Source organism: Hanstruepera neustonica (genome assembly GCF_002895005.1).
In the GTDB taxonomy this organism is placed as follows: domain Bacteria; phylum Bacteroidota; class Bacteroidia; order Flavobacteriales; family Flavobacteriaceae; genus Hanstruepera; species Hanstruepera neustonica.
Genome location: NZ_POWF01000001.1, coordinates 447,918 through 463,831 on the forward strand (window position 1 = coordinate 447,918; position 15,914 = coordinate 463,831).

Below are 15,914 nucleotides of genomic sequence, written 5' to 3' on the forward strand. Positions count from 1 at the left end.
GTGTCTAAAACAAGGTGTCTTTTTGCACAGGTTCTATGATGTAAGGTTGGTTGGTATCAATACCTTTTTTATAGAAATCGCGACTTACAGGATGTGCTTTAAATGCTTTTGTAGTAATCCCTGTGACCATGATTTCGTTGATTTCTTGATTGGTCATACCATCATCGAGCCAATCTTCAAAAAAGTTTGGATCTAAAATTAAGGGCATTCGTTTACCCTTATTATGAATCTCCATAAAAAATGGGTTGGCTTCCGTTGTGAGAATGGTGGTTGTTAAGGTCTTTGAGTCTAGCTCATTATATAGTCCAGCAAATAAAAATATATCACCTTCAGGGAATGCGTCCGATGGTTGATAGCAGAAATATGGAATGGCTTGACCGTTTTCATGATGTGGCTCAAAAAAGCCATCTGCAAGAATCAGGCATCGTTTACTTTCAGCGCTTTCAGCATATGATGACTTTTCAAAAATGCTCTCGCTTCGAGCATTAAGGGTATTGCTTTTTTTTCTAAACCCTTCTGGATTATGAATAGACCAACTTGGAATTAAACCCCATTCAGCATCAACAATGTGCTCTGGTTTATCCATGGTAATGATTTGCAAGTTTCCGTGTGTAAAACCATTAAGATGAAAGTAGGGTTCAAAGGTAGATTCTTTTGAAAATGTTGCGGGAATTTGTCTTAAAATTCGTTGTTCAATTTTCTCTCTTTGTTTTCTTAAAGCGGTTGAATAGCACATAGTTCTAAATTAGTAAAAATAATTTATTGCCTCCTGTTTGCTAGCAATGGAGGTGGTTCTCCTGTAAACGGATTCCACCTGCTAATGGTTTTGGCTTCCATGCCAGCAGCATTTATTACAGCTCTATCACCATAACGCTCCCGCATTTTATCAATGGCAACACTCAAATTTAGGTATTTCTCATCATCTTCAAACAAATTAACTTGGTGACCGCCTTCTACCAAATGACTGAACTTAACACCAACCAAGCGAACTAAAAGTCTACGATGGTAAAGTTTTTTATATAAATCTAAAACCACGGGAATAATATTATGGTCCATAGAGCTATAGGGAATACGCTGTTGTTGTGTGTAAGTTTGAAAATCAGAATAACGTATTTTGAATGTAATACAGGCGGTTAGTTTATTACCACGACGTAATTGATAGGCTAAATTCTCTGCCATAGCAATGATAATTCCCTTTAATTTAGAGACATCGGTTGTGTCTCTGTTGAACGTTCGCTCGGTTGAAATTGACTTACGCTCATGATATTGTACTACAGGACTATTGTCAATACCGTTGGCTTTTTTCCAGATAGATAATCCGTTTTTGCCTAAAACTTTATGCATAAGCTCCATAGGCATCTCTTGCACTGTTTTTATACGTTTCACACCCAAATCGCACAATGCCTTATAGGTTACGTTACCAACCATGGGTATTTTCTTTACAGATAATGGCGCTAAAAATGGTTTTTCGGTTCCCGAAAGAATACGTATTTCATTATTAGGTTTGGCTTCGCCTGTGGCTATTTTAGAAACAGTTTTATTAAGAGACAGTCCAAATGAAATAGGTAATCCGGTTTCTTTAATAATACGTTGCCGTAATTCTGAAGCTAGTTTATGGCAGCCAAAAAACTTATCCATTCCTGTTAGGTCAATATAAAATTCGTCAACCGATGTTTTTTCGTAAAGAGGGACGCTTTCTTTAATGATATCAGTAACGCTTTGAGAAAATTTGGTGTATACTCCAGAGTTTCCCCTTAAAATAATGGCCTCTGGACATAGCTGTTTAGCCATACGCATGGGCATGGCCGAGTGTATCCCAAATTTTCTGGCTTCGTAGCTACAAGAAGCTACAACACCACGATCACTTGTGCCGCCTATAAGCACAGGTTTTCCATTAAGCCGACTGTCTAGTAGGCGTTCGCAAGACACAAAAAAAGTGTCTAAATCCATGTGTACAATAGAGCGATTATGAGCCATGTAGCTTAAGATCTTTAAAGCTTTTTTTGTTTTGAAATGTTGGGTTTAAAGAATTTACAGCATAACGCGGATCTTCAATCACCGCTTTACGCTCCATAGATGACACTTCTATGTTTACACAATCGAAATCTTCTAGAACTTTTCCTGTGATAGTGTAAACACCTTGCCCTCTAAAAGGGAATTTAGCAGCTATAGGAGGGAAATGAACAGTATCAATAAAATAGCCATCACGGTCCAAAAAGGTACCAAAGAACATACGTTTTCCATCGGAGGTTCCTGTGTTTTTGGTGGTAACTAAATAACCTTCTATAGTAATAGTTTTGTTTCTATAGAACAGAAGCTGATTTGCTCGAAGTGGATTTAATGATGGATATTCCAACAAATCAAACGGATTACATAGTGGAAAACCGAGTAATTCAATTTCATCAAAGGCATTTTCTAAATCAGTACTTGTAAGCTGCGGCGTTTTATAATGAATTCTTTCCGTTTTAAATAGTGTTACAATATGTTCTTGGACAACAGTTTTACTAATTTTTAAATGGGCTTCCCACAATAACTCACGTTTGTTAATTCCTGTAAAACGGAAAGCATCAATTTTAATAAGAATAGCTATTTGCTCAACTGAAATGGGTACACGATTAATAAAGTCATCTAAACTATCAAACAAACCATGTTGTTCTCTTTCTTTTACCAGGCGTTTGATAGTTTTCTTTTCTAAAGCATGCAAAAACATGAAACCTAGATAAATAGTTTTTCCTTCTATTATTGTTTGACTATAGCTTTTGTTGACGCAAGGCGCTTCAATAATGCCACCATGCATCCTAGCTTCATGCACATATAATTCAGTTCTATAAAACCCTCCAAAATTATTGATGGTTGCCACCATGTATTCTAATGGGAAATAGGCTTTTAAGAATAAGCTTTGATAACTTTCTACAGCATAAGATGCGGAATGCCCTTTGGCAAATGCATAGCCCGCAAAACTTTCAATTTGTCGCCAAACATCTGTAGTGAGGTCGTCTGGTTTGCCATCGTTTTTACAGTTGTCAAAGAATTGTTTTTTTACTTTCAGAAACTCTTCTCTAGATCGAAACTTACCAGACATACCGCGACGCAACATGTCAGCTTCACCTAAAGTTAGACCGCCAAAGTAATGCGCTACTTTAATAACATCTTCTTGATAGACCATAACACCATAGGTCTCTGGCATGATATCTAATAATACTGGATGCGCATCTTTACGACGTTCAGGATGTCTATAGCGCATAATGTATTCGCGCATCATTCCTGATTTGGCAACACCAGGCCGAATAACAGAACTTGCAGCTACCAAACCCAGATAATTATCCACCTGTAGTTTTTTGAGAAGCATACGCATAGCAGGAGACTCCACATAAAAACAACCTATGGCTTTGGCGTTTCGTAAAAGGTTTTTGATTTTTTCGTCTTGTTTGAAACGCTTAATATCGTGAATATCTATAGGCTCTTTTTTAGGATGATTGTATTTTACGATATCTACAGTGTCTTTTATTTTACCGAGTCCGCGCTGGCTCAATATGTCAAATTTATAAAGTCCGATATCTTCAGCTACTACCATATCAAACTGTGTGGTTGCAAAGCCTTTGGGAGGCATAAATGTTGCACCATAGTAATGAATAGGTTTTTCTGAAATAATTATACCTCCGGCATGAATACCTAAATAGTTTGGAAAACCATTAATGTAAGTGCTGTATTTTAGGACTAATTGCGATAGTCTATCCAGTTGATCAAAATTATATTTTCCACTAGAAAGGATGTCAATTTCAGATTTTGGTAATCCAAATACTTTCCCAAGTTCACGAACAGAAGCTTTATACTTAAATGTGTTATATACAGTGATAAGGGCCGTATTCTTGAAACGCTTAAAAATAAATTCAGTAATATCATCTCTATCTGTCCACGAAAAATCAATATCAAAGTCAGGCGGATTTTTCCTGTAGAGATTAATAAAACGCTCAAAATATAAATCGAGTTCTACAGGATCTACATCAGTAATGCGTAATAAATAAGCAATAATGCTATTGGCACCACTTCCGCGACCAACATAAAAGTAACCTTTGCTGCGTGCATACTTTAATATTTTCCAATTGATGAGAAAATAAGGAACGAATCCTTTTTCTTTAATGATGTTAAGTTCTTTTTCTATGCGATTAAAAATTCGTGTACCAGGTTTTCTATAACGGTAGTACAGACCTTGATAGGTGAGTTTTTCTAAAAGTCTATAATCCAGTAATTCGTTATTAGTATATGATTTTTGATTGTTTGGGATGTTTTGTGAAAAATCAAATTCAATAGTGCAATCTTTTAAAAGCGATGAGGTGTTTTTTATGAGTTCAGGAAATTCAATATAGATGTTTTTCAAATCCTCGAAAGGTAGCATAACATCCGTTTCTTCGCCTTGCTCCTTTTTTGGGAGTTTACTCAAAAGGGTATTATTGTCGATAGCGCGTAATAAACGATGTGTGTTAAACCCTTTTTTGTTTTGAAAGGAAACAGTTTGAAGAATAACAAGTTTGCTTCTAAAATTGTTCCATTCAGAAAATTTAAGATGGTTAAGATCTTGCGGTTTTATACCCAGAAATTCGTGAGATTTTAGATGGTATTTTTTGTTATGCTGATAAGGATATATTACAAATGTATCCTCCAATTGAGGCGCTTGTTCAGGAATTTCTAATTCGGAATTGTGTAGAAATTTTGATAAATATGAGTTAATATTATAAAACCCATTATTGTTTTTGGCAATTAAGACAAACCGTTGGGATGTTTTATTCCTGAAATCGACACCAAGCACAGGCTTCACTTGATACTTTTTTGAAAGCCTTACAAAATCTAAACAAGCAGAAGTGTTATTAATATCTGTTAATGCCAGAGTTTGTATACCATTTTCTGATGCAATTGCAAGTAATTGTTCAGGCTTTATGGTGCCATAACGTAAGCTATAATATGTGTGACAATTGAGGTACATAAGTTTAACAAAAATAAACTACAAAATGTAGTTATTGTTGCTTATATTTGTAGTAAATAATGTTAAAACGAAATGAAGCATATCCAATCAAATATTAGGCATTTGCGCATGCTCAAAAAATTATCACAAGAACGCTTTGCTGATGATTTAGGGTGGTCGCGTTCTATGGTTGGATCTTATGAAGAAGGGCGATCTGAACCGCCAATAGATAGGTTAATAGACTTATCCAACTATTTTAATATTCCGATAGATATTTTAGTTAGAAACGATTTAAGGTTGGCAAAGGATACATCGTTTATTGAAGTAGGTGGTAAACGGGTTTTGTTTCCAGTAACTGTAAATGAAGACAATGAAGACCTTATTGAAATTATTCCCGCCAAAGCATCAGCAGGTTATTTAAATGGTTATGATGATCCAGAGTATATTGAGCAACTACAAAAGATAAAATTACCTTTTTTACCAACAGGAACACATCGCGCATTTCCTATTAAGGGAGATTCTATGTTACCAGTAAAGGATGGTTCTTTTGTTGTCGCAAAGTTCGTAGAAGATATTATGGATGTACGAGATGGTAGAACTTACGTTGTTTTAACTAAAAATGATGGTTTAGTTTATAAGCGATTATATAATCAGGTAAAATCGAATAATACACTATTGTTATCAAGTGATAATAAAGCCTATCAGGCTTACGAAGTGAAAATCGAAGATATATTGGAGTTATGGGAATTTACATGTTGTATAAACACACAGGAATACGATGAAAAGGAACTGAAATTAAGCAATATTATGGAAATGTTCCGAGGATTGAAAGTAGAGCTGGAGTCCATAAAAACTATTAATTAAAAATACTATATTACAGTCATCAAACTAACTATTACAATGACTGAACAACAAAACTACAAACAAGCACTGTACACTCTGGTTACAGTGTTTTTCTTTTGGGGATTTATAGCTGCATCCAATGGGGTTTTTATTCCATTTTGCAAAACTTATTTTGAAATTGATCAATTCCAATCACAACTAGTAGACTTTGCTTTCTATGGCGCTTATTATTTTGGAGCTCTTTTCCTCTTTGTAGCATCCAATACTAAAGGAAAGGATATTATGAACAGTTGGGGCTATAAAAACGGCATTATTTACGGCCTATTATTGAGTGCTTTAGGAGCTGTAGTGATGTTTCCTGCCATAGAGGGAGCGCAACCAGGTGAATCTAATATCTTTTATTATGTATTAGGTGCTCTGTTTATTGTTGGTCTCGGATTTTCATTACAGCAAACAGCTGCTAATCCCTTTGCCATTGCATTGGGGGATCCAGAAAAAGGAGCCCATCGTCTTAACTTGGCTGGTGGTGTCAACTCTTTTGGTACAACCATTGGCCCAATAGTAATTGCATTAATTTTGTTTGGATCTACCCCGAAGTCAGGAGCAGAATTAAAAGAAATGATCGCTAATCAGACGATTACATTGTCAACAGTTCAATATTTATATTTAGCTGTTGGTGGCTTATTTTTGGCGGCAGCGGCCTTATTTTACTTTTCTAAAAAATTGCCACAAGCTAAAGCCAATCCTGAAATTATTAAATCGCCTAAAGCCGTTGGCGCCTTGAGTATGATGACCTTGTTATTGGTAATTTGCTTTTATTTTATTTTTGATCAGTATAAAGGAACACCCGATAATGATTTTATATTAAAATTATCTGTTATAGGTTTAATAGTAGTTGTAGGGGTTTTGCTCCTATCTAATATCTTGGCCAAGAAAAATCAAGAAGGCTGGGGCGCTATGCGCTATCCTCAATTGGTTTTAGGTATGCTGGCTATTTTTACCTACGTAGGTGTTGAGGTAACTATCCAAAGTAATTTAGGTGAATTATTAAAGTATGTTACGGAAACCATTAATGGCATAGATTATAATGCTTTAGGTATGCCAGCAATGAGTGACTCGCAAATAGCCCCTTTAATTTCCTTGTATTGGGGAGGTCTTATGATAGGACGTTGGGCAGGTGCTATTGCCGTTTTTAATCCAGCTGACAAGTGGAAAACATGGCTATATATTATTGTGCCTTATGTAGCTTTTGGAGTGGTGTTATTTGTGAATTATGTATCGGGTTTTGATGTGAGTAGTTTGTTTTTATTTGCTATTTGTATAGCTATTCAAATTGGCGGGTTCTTTTTAGGCAAGGAAAAACCAGCGTTAACTTTAAAAATATTTGGTTTTCTAGGTGTTTTGGCTATGTTGATTGGCTTATTCTCAACCGGGAAATTAGCATTGTTCGCCTTTATTAGTGGTGGCTTATTTTGCTCAATTATGTGGCCTTGTATTTTTGCTTTGAGCATTCAGGGATTAGGGAAATACACATCTCAAGGGTCATCATTCTTAATCATGATGATTTTGGGTGGAGCTATTATACCGCCAATACAAGGAAAGTTGGCAGATGTGATTGGTATTCACCCCTCATATTGGGTAGCCGTGGTATGCTTTTTATATTTGGTATTCTTTGCCCAACGTGTACAGGGCATTTTAAGAAATCAAACAGTATAAAAAAAGCCTTCCAGTATTATTTGGAAGGCTTTTTTTCTAAAACAGAATCTTTCTGTAAACAATCTTGTCATTACTCAAGGTGATTTTTAACAATAAAATCCTATTCGATTTATTGATAGAATCTATTTGGAATGATGTATTGTTAATATTTTCAGCGTTAGATATTTTTCTGCCTAAAACATCATAAATAGTAATACTCTTTATGTTCTCATTTTGGGATTCAATTTGGATTTTATCCTTACCAGTTATGGTGATTCCATTGGTAATAATCTCAAATTCTTCTGAAGACAGAGCTGCATCATTAAATTTTAGTACAAATCGGTTATTGACTTCTTCGGCTTCTGAATAGAATATATAAGGTGTTTCAGATATGTTATTTATGGTATTTAAGTGTAAGTCGTGTAAATAAATATCTTGACTATTAAACAAACCTTCAGCGGCATGTATAGATATATAATAATTCCCGTCATTGGGAATGTTGACACCAACAGGTATAATGTTGTCAACGGAAAATGGTAAACCGAACGCCTGAATGGCCATTTTATCAGCTTCAATAAAAGTATATATTTTTTGAGCGCCACCTTCCACCATTGTAACGGCATCATAAAGTCTGTCCTTTAAATCTGTAGCTTCATTTATATATGCAATGAGTGTTCTTTCAGAAAAACCATCTTCATCCGATAAGTTTAACCACAATCTATCCAATTCTTCTGTTCGTGATGTTCTGTAAAACTGATTATTGGCATAAGAGATATCACGAAGTGAATTATTAAAAGTTAGATTATCAGTCAAAGTAGAACCATCTTTCATAAGAACCATAAAACCTTGACCACCAGCAATCAAACCGTTAAAACCATTAGGCCCACTAACGGTTCCTGTACCATTATGAACAATGTAATCAGAAGGCGAATAACTGGTAGTAAAATCGCCATAAAACGAATCGGCATTGGATGAACTTGGGAGTGTTCCATGAGTCCATATTCTAACAGCACCTTCAATTACTGAACTATTTAAATTTAGAAAATCTAAAGCACTGATGGCTGATGGGTATGGATTTCCAACTAAATTCCAATTGTCATCAAATCTTGTAATGGTGGCAGAATTATTACCGGTGTAATCCGCACCTGTATAACTGCCACGCGATATGGGTAGCGTTATCACACCATTGTTGGGTTTACCATTAAGGAATTCGGCAGTAAAGTCTTGTGCTGTTGATGTATAATTACTTGGACCTCTAACGATATAGCCTTTACCGGGAGTCATCAGTTCAGAAGGCGTGTTTATCCAATTACCCTGACCACCGTTGGAATTCACAATAGTAGGATTCCATGTATACAATAATGTCGTTGGTGTATTGGGAGATATAGCCGCCACATCAAAACCTTCGATTGGTGACGACCAATAGACGTAATCAAGTTGTCTAATTGAAGCTGTTCGCTTATAATTAATCGCTCCAGTATTGACCGCATTATCATTTACCTGAATTAATGATCCGTTGTTTTCAATAGTTACTGTTCCGTTATTTGTTAGTTCATTATCAATAGATACATAATCAGAGTCATTAATAATTAACGTTCTACCAGAATTAACAAGTAAAGTACAGCACTCAAAGCTTCCATGAATATTGGTGTCATAATTTCCATCAATAGTTACACTTTTGCTTAATGATGGTGTTCCATTACTCCAGGAAGTTCCATTCCAGGTAGTTGTTGAACATCCAAGCGCCGTAAATTTAATATCATCTATAGCCAAGTCAGATTCAAAACCATTACCAGTAATTCCTCTAACTCTTATCTTAATAGTTTTACCGACATATGCTGATAGGTCTGCAGTCATATCATTCCATGAATTCCCAACATTACCCAAAATAGGCGTAACGAAATCTTCTTGCCAAGATCCACTGTCAAAAATATCAATATGCAAACTCCCCATATTGCCACCATACATGTGGTAGCCAACAGAAAAGATATAAGATTGATCAATAATTATACAGTCACTTTCTAAAATGGCAGTATTAATATTACAACTTCCTGAAGCCTCCAGATAAGCGTAGTTTCCTGCGCTAGTTCCTAGGTTGTAGTCTACGGAAGGCCCAGTATTTGAAGAAGGCGTTCCATTTTCATCTATTCGCCAATCAATATCGTCGTCAGTCCCGTTAGTTAAATTTGTCCAAAAACCTGAAAGACCACAAACTGTTGTCCCACAATTATTGGTCGTGGCACATAATGATTCACTTTCAAAATCCTCATTAAAATTAGAAGCCACTGTGCCGTTGCCAATATTAATATAAGCTGTTTTAGTTTCAGTATCAGAACCATAAGCATTGCTTACAGTTAATTCAATGGTGTAATTTCCAGCACTACTGAAGATTATTTCAGGATTTTGAGAGGTCGACGTTGTACTATTAATATAAGAAAATGTACCTGGGGTAATTGTCCAGGCCCATGACGTCGGACTGTAGTCCGAATTATCCGTCAATATAAATTCATTTCCGACACAGCCACTCGTTGAACTTGCTTTAAAGCAAGCAATAGGAGCAACATTTCCAGGGTCTTTTAAATCACTAATCCATAATCCTTGTCCATAAGTTGCAGCGTATATTTTTCCCTTACAATCAGTGCCATAATGAATTTCTAATTCAGTGATTTCTAAATTTGCTAGTCCTGTAGAATAAGATACCCAGTCAGACATATTACTATCTTTATAATATACGCCAACATCCATTCCTACATACATGGCATCAACAGGACTTGATTGATCAATTACAATGGTGTTTAATGAAAGATTTGGTAATGTTCCAGCAATATTAGTCCAATTGACACCACCATCTGTGGATTCATAAATGTCATTATTTAAGGCAATAAACACATGTGTTGGATCATTTGGATCTATTTCTATATCTAAAGGTTCGTTCGATACAGGTAGATTAGCAGATAAATCAGTCCAGGTAGGAGAACCTGATGTAGCATTAATTGAGCGTCGAAAACTATTATCGTAACGGGATACATAAACAACATCGCTATTTGATGGAGCAATAGCAATATCGCGAATATTGCTTGTACCACCGAAACTTGAAATTTGAGTCCAAGTTGTACCCGTTCTAACGGCGTCATTACGCCAAATATTATCAAAACCTGCAAACATTCTGTTCGGATCGTTGGGATCCAATTTATAGGGTGTTACCCAACCACCGGTTTCACCAATAGTATTAGCAATACTACCAAATGTTGTGCCGCCATTTGTAGAGCGTCTAATGTCACCATAGTATAGCGCGCCATACATATAATTATCATCAGTAGGGTCAATAATGCACTCCATGCCATCACCACCTATTTCTGTGGTAAAAGTAGACCTATTACATATGGCTGTTCCATTATCCTGATAACCATTAATAATTAATTCTTCCGACATTTGAGAGACACCTATCTTATAAATTTGTGCGATGGCTAAACCACTGCTTATATCATTCCAATTAGTACCACCATTTGAAGAATAATAGACACCACCGTCATTCCCGCTATAAATTACATTTGTATGTGGTGAAAATTCCAAGGCATGTTGATCGGCATGAACACCATCTATGGAACCACTAACACCTACCCAATAAGAGGTACAATTCATTGTGGAACCACCATCGGTTGATTTCCACAAATTCACGCCACCAGTATATATGGTATTAGCATCCGAAGGATCAGCAGCTATTACTAAATCATACCATGCTTGACTACCTGTACCACCATTAGTAGCATACCCTAAAATATTAGGCGTTGTAGTTCTTGTCGAGAAGGATGTTCCACTATTTGTTGAACGATAAATACCAACAAGTCCACTACCGTCACCCGCTAAAAGATATACCCAGTCTGGCTGATTGGCTGATACAGCCAAAGCAATGCGTTGCACAGATCCGGGAACACCACTAGTTATTTGGGTCCAATTAACTCCGCCATCAGTTGATTTATGAAATTGGGTGCCAGAAGCGTAAACGATATTTGAATTTCCAGGATGAAACGCTATATCCTTAGCATTTTGACCAATATTAGTAGCACTCCAGCTAGCACCACCATTAGTTGTTCGATAAATGCGACTTCCAGATGTTGAAGCAACCATTATGTTTGAATCGGAAGGATCCATGATTATTTCATAAACGGTACGATTACCCATTCCAGAATTTCTTGAAGTCCAACTATTACCACCATCGGTACTACGCCAAACACCATAACCAGGTGCATCGCCTGCATCTCTATCACCAGTACCTATATATATAATATCTGGATTCGTTGGATCAATAACAATACTGGATACTCCTAAACGAGTCAAACCATTAAGATGATCAGTCCAGCTTCCACCATTATCAGTAGATTTCCAAAAGCCTCCGGAAGGCGCTCCAGCATATATAGTATTAGGATCTGTTGGATGAAAAGCAATGCAATTAACCCGTCCATTACCATTTAATTGACCAGTACCATTATTTGGGAGACTAACTGGGCCTACAATTTCCCAATTTCCAGAACCTGTTGAATAGCGTTGCGATTCATTTTGACGACTTCGATAACGCTCAATTTCTTCTAAAACATGACCATCAGGAGGGAAATTTCCATTTTTATCAATGCGACTTTCCCAGTAATATTCCCATCTTTTAAACTGCTTTATACCCTTGCCTTTGGGGAGTTCATTGGGGTTGACGACATTGTTTTTATAGTAAAGCTCGAAATCTGACTGAATTTCATAAAAATTGGCATTCCTATCGAATATCATTTGTTGCCATTTGTCTTGAGAATAAGACAAGGTTGTAAGTATTATGAATACAAAAAGTAGTATTTTTTTCATTGAAATCAAGATTTGGGATTTTGATAACGGGATAAATATAGAGAAAAAAAATATGCCTTTCAACATTGAAAGGCATATTAATTATTTCATTTATAACTATTTAAGCAGTTAATCTGCTAAAATAATGACTTTATTGTCTTTCATTTCAAGAGTTCCTGAATTGATTTTTAAGGTCAATATCTTGTCATTATCAAGATGTGGAACAATACTAGCGTGTAACTCATCGAAAACCAAATGACTTTGAGTATGTGTATGAATTTTAATAGTTCCTTCTTTTAAAAGCGACACAATAGGTGCGTGATCTTTTAACATTTCGAATTCACCATTAACACCAGGCACAAGAACAGAATCCACTTCTGAACTGAATAATGTTGCTTCCGGTGATACAATTTCTAAATACATAGTCTTATTTGTTAACTAATTTTAAGCTTCCGCCAACATTTTTTCACCAGCTTCAATAGCTTCTTCTATCGTTCCTTTCAGGTTGAAAGCAGCTTCTGGTAAGTGGTCTAACTCGCCATCCATAATCATGTTAAAACCTTTAATGGTTTCCTTAATATCAACTAACACTCCTGGAATACCAGTAAATTGTTCTGCTACGTGGAATGGTTGTGATAAGAAACGTTGAACGCGACGTGCACGAGATACAGCCATCTTATCTTCTTCAGATAATTCTTCCATACCAAGAATCGCAATGATATCTTGTAATTCTTTATAACGTTGTAATAACTCTTTTACTCTTTGAGCGCAGTCATAATGCTCTTTTCCTAAAATATCAGCGGTTAAGATTCTAGAAGTAGAATCTAAAGGGTCAACCGCAGGATAAATACCTAACTCGGCAATTTTACGCGATAATACGGTTGTTGCATCCAAGTGGGCAAATGTTGTTGCAGGAGCAGGGTCCGTTAAATCATCCGCAGGTACGTAAACCGCTTGTACCGATGTAATAGATCCTTTTTTAGTTGACGTAATACGCTCTTGCATAGCACCCATTTCAGTTGCTAATGTAGGTTGGTAACCTACTGCAGAAGGCATACGACCTAAAAGTGCCGATACTTCAGAACCAGCTTGTGTAAAACGGAAGATGTTATCTACGAAGAAAAGAACGTCTTTTCCTTGTCCGTCTCCAGCACCGTCACGGAAATATTCTGCTATTGTTAATCCTGAAAGTGCCACACGAGCGCGAGCTCCAGGAGGCTCATTCATCTGTCCAAATACGAAGGTTGCTTTAGATTCTTTCATTTTAGATTTATCAACTTTAGATAAATCCCATCCGCCTGCTTCCATAGAATGCATAAAGTCGTCACCATAACGGATAATACCTGATTCTAACATTTCACGAAGTAAGTCATTACCTTCACGGGTTCTTTCACCAACACCAGCAAATACAGATAAACCACCGTGTCCTTTTGCAATGTTGTTAATCAACTCCTGAATCAATACGGTTTTACCAACACCAGCACCACCAAATAATCCAATCTTACCACCTTTTGCATAAGGCTCAATAAGGTCAATTACTTTAATACCTGTAAAAAGCACTTCAGTAGACGTTGATAAATCTTCAAATTTAGGAGCCGATCTGTGGATTGGTAATCCAGCATCTCCAGCTTTAGGTAAGTTACCAATTCCATCAATGGCATCTCCAATTACATTGAATAAACGACCATAAACATCTTCGCCGATTGGCATTTGAATTGGAGCACCAGTTGCAACAACTTCAGTTCCTCTACTCAAACCATCAGAAGAATCCATAGCGATAGTACGTACAGTGTCTTCACCAATGTGAGATTGTACCTCTAAAACTAAAACAGAACCATCAGGTCTTTTAATTTCTAATGAATCATAAATCTTTGGAAGTTCAGCACCAGCACCGAATTCAACGTCGATAACTGGACCTACTATTTGTGCAACTTTACCTGTAACTTTTGACATTACTTATGTGTTTATTGTTTTGCTAAAATTTTAATATGAAAAACACCTCGTTTTTCGCGCTGCAAAGATATTATTTTAATTTAAAAACAACAGTAATTTTTTTGGCTTTTTTGCGCATAAAAAAACGCCTTCAAATTGAAGACGTTTTACCAATATATTTTGGTTATTTTATTGAAGCGTAGGCGAGTAATTAGTTGGATATTGACCAATATCAACTAAATTGCCTGATGCTTCAAAATTTGAACCGTAAGTAGCATCAATAGCTTTCATAAATTCATTAGCAGCAACAGCATATCCTCTAGAAGTCAAGTGCACACCGTCAAGAGAAAACATACCACCTGTTACTAAATCAGAGGTCAAAACAAAATTTCCTGAAGCTATTCCTGTACTATTTAATTCTGACAACAAAGCATTGGCATCAACAAAAGCAAGACCAGCTTGATTCGCAGCAGCTTGAATGGTTGCATTAAAACCATCAACAGCAGTGCGAATTTCAGCCTGTTCTTCTGGTGTTAAAACCCATCTATCCTCTAAAGGAATTTGAGTCCCATAACCTTCAGGTATCAAAGATGATAATGTCAATACAAATAAGTCATCGCTGGTTGATTGTCTATAACTTGGTAATCCTAATCCTGATAAATCTGTTAAATCTTCATCAACTAGTACCATAGAATTGTTGTCGTCTTCAGAAAATACTATGGTTCTCATTTCAGCTTCTTCAGCAGAAATCAATCCTCCAGCCAAAGCTAATTGCAATCCGCCATTATATTGGGCGTATCCTGCATTTAATGCACCCGCTGTTGCAGCATCTAGAGGCACTGGGTTGTAAGGAACTGTAGTAAAATGAGTAATATCGGTAACATAAGGAATGTTGGCTACCACACCTTTAGCTCCTTGAGAAGTTAAGGTTGTTATTAAAGTTGAAATTGCAAAATCAAAAGTAGGCTGATCTGTTATTGGACTTGTACCATCACCACCAGATAAAGCATATCCTAATACATCGTTATTACCTATCCACAAAGAGAAGAATGTAGGCTGTTGTGCCATTGAAAGCTCCAACACACTAGCATTAGGAGTTGATCCTGTCATTCGAACAAAGTAAGGATTGGCATTAGGAAGGTTCATAATATTACCATAGCCAGGTGCAATTAAGTGAAAACTTCTTGCTCCAGGCACACCCATGTTGTTAAATGGCCCTGTAGGATTATTCAAAGCAATATCAGTAGTTACTGTTACAGGTCCTATGACAGCTTCTAGAGGCAAGGGAGCACCTCCAGTAGTAACTAACCTAGGGTTAAAATTAGGAATTCTATTACCAGCTAATGCTAAACCTCCAAAATTATCATTCATTAATGGCTGCGTAAATGCACCACCTCCCGTCATTGAGAATTTTTGTGCTAATATATTTGGGAATGAGTTTTCTTGAGTGGCAATAAACAGTGCTCCATCAGAAAATCCAGATGTTAGAGAGTTTCCTAGAGATACATACTTTGAAAAATCGGCTTCACCAGCAGTTAAAGGCGGTAGGTTTTCGATTGGTAATGAAGAGTCATCATCACTTTCACAGGCCGTAAAACTCAATAGGACTGCAAGAAGCCAAACATATTTTGTGTTTAAAATTATCTTTTTCATGATC

9 protein-coding genes are annotated in these 15,914 nt (G+C 36.4%); 2 read left to right on the top strand and 7 right to left on the bottom strand.

Annotation, left to right across the window (positions count from 1 at the left end; all coding sequences use genetic code 11):
- Window positions 1-4: 4 nt before the first annotated feature.
- From C1T31_RS02055 to C1T31_RS02065, 3 genes are read right to left on the bottom strand one after another with little or no spacing between them, the layout of a single operon-like run.
- Window positions 5-736, bottom strand: coding sequence for an SOS response-associated peptidase (locus C1T31_RS02055; protein ID WP_103050790.1), 732 nt, complete (start codon window positions 734-736; stop codon window positions 5-7).
- 23 nt (window positions 737-759) lie between these two features.
- A complete protein-coding gene (dinB, locus tag C1T31_RS02060; RefSeq protein ID WP_103050791.1) occupies window positions 760-1,977 on the bottom strand; it encodes a DNA polymerase IV in 1,218 nt (405 codons plus the stop codon).
- Window positions 1,967-4,981 carry a DNA polymerase III subunit alpha gene (locus C1T31_RS02065; protein WP_103050792.1) on the bottom strand — a complete coding sequence of 1,005 codons (3,015 nt, stop codon included), beginning with the start codon at window positions 4,979-4,981 and terminating at the stop codon, window positions 1,967-1,969. Before C1T31_RS02065 ends, dinB begins: the two co-directional genes overlap by 11 nt.
- Before the next feature lie 72 nt (window positions 4,982-5,053).
- Here C1T31_RS02065 and C1T31_RS02070 point away from each other — a divergent pair, with 72 nt between their 5' ends.
- Both C1T31_RS02070 and C1T31_RS02075 read left to right on the top strand, forming a co-directional pair.
- On the top strand, window positions 5,054-5,824 hold the full coding sequence (locus C1T31_RS02070; protein ID WP_103050793.1) for an XRE family transcriptional regulator: 771 nt from the start codon (window positions 5,054-5,056) through the stop codon (window positions 5,822-5,824).
- A gap of 36 nt (window positions 5,825-5,860) precedes the next feature.
- Entirely contained in the window at window positions 5,861-7,519 is a 1,659-nt protein-coding gene (locus tag C1T31_RS02075) for an MFS transporter (protein ID WP_103050794.1), read from the top strand.
- A gap of 36 nt (window positions 7,520-7,555) precedes the next feature.
- Here C1T31_RS02075 and C1T31_RS02080 read toward each other — a convergent pair whose 3' ends face one another.
- From C1T31_RS02080 to C1T31_RS02095, 4 genes are all read right to left on the bottom strand, one after another.
- Window positions 7,556-12,346, bottom strand: coding sequence for a VPS10 domain-containing protein (locus tag C1T31_RS02080; protein WP_165780059.1), 4,791 nt, complete (start codon window positions 12,344-12,346; stop codon window positions 7,556-7,558).
- A gap of 108 nt (window positions 12,347-12,454) precedes the next feature.
- Window positions 12,455-12,748: a F0F1 ATP synthase subunit epsilon gene (locus C1T31_RS02085; protein WP_103050796.1), complete on the bottom strand. Its 294-nt coding sequence runs from the start codon at window positions 12,746-12,748 to the stop codon at window positions 12,455-12,457.
- Between the two features lie 21 nt (window positions 12,749-12,769).
- On the bottom strand, window positions 12,770-14,278 hold the full coding sequence (atpD, locus tag C1T31_RS02090) for a F0F1 ATP synthase subunit beta (protein WP_103050797.1): 1,509 nt from the start codon (window positions 14,276-14,278) through the stop codon (window positions 12,770-12,772).
- Window positions 14,279-14,446: 168 nt separating this feature from the next.
- Complete coding sequence (locus C1T31_RS02095) at window positions 14,447-15,910, bottom strand: SGNH/GDSL hydrolase family protein (RefSeq protein WP_103050798.1); 1,464 nt, start codon at window positions 15,908-15,910, stop codon at window positions 14,447-14,449.
- Between the last annotated feature and the right edge of the window lie 4 nt (window positions 15,911-15,914).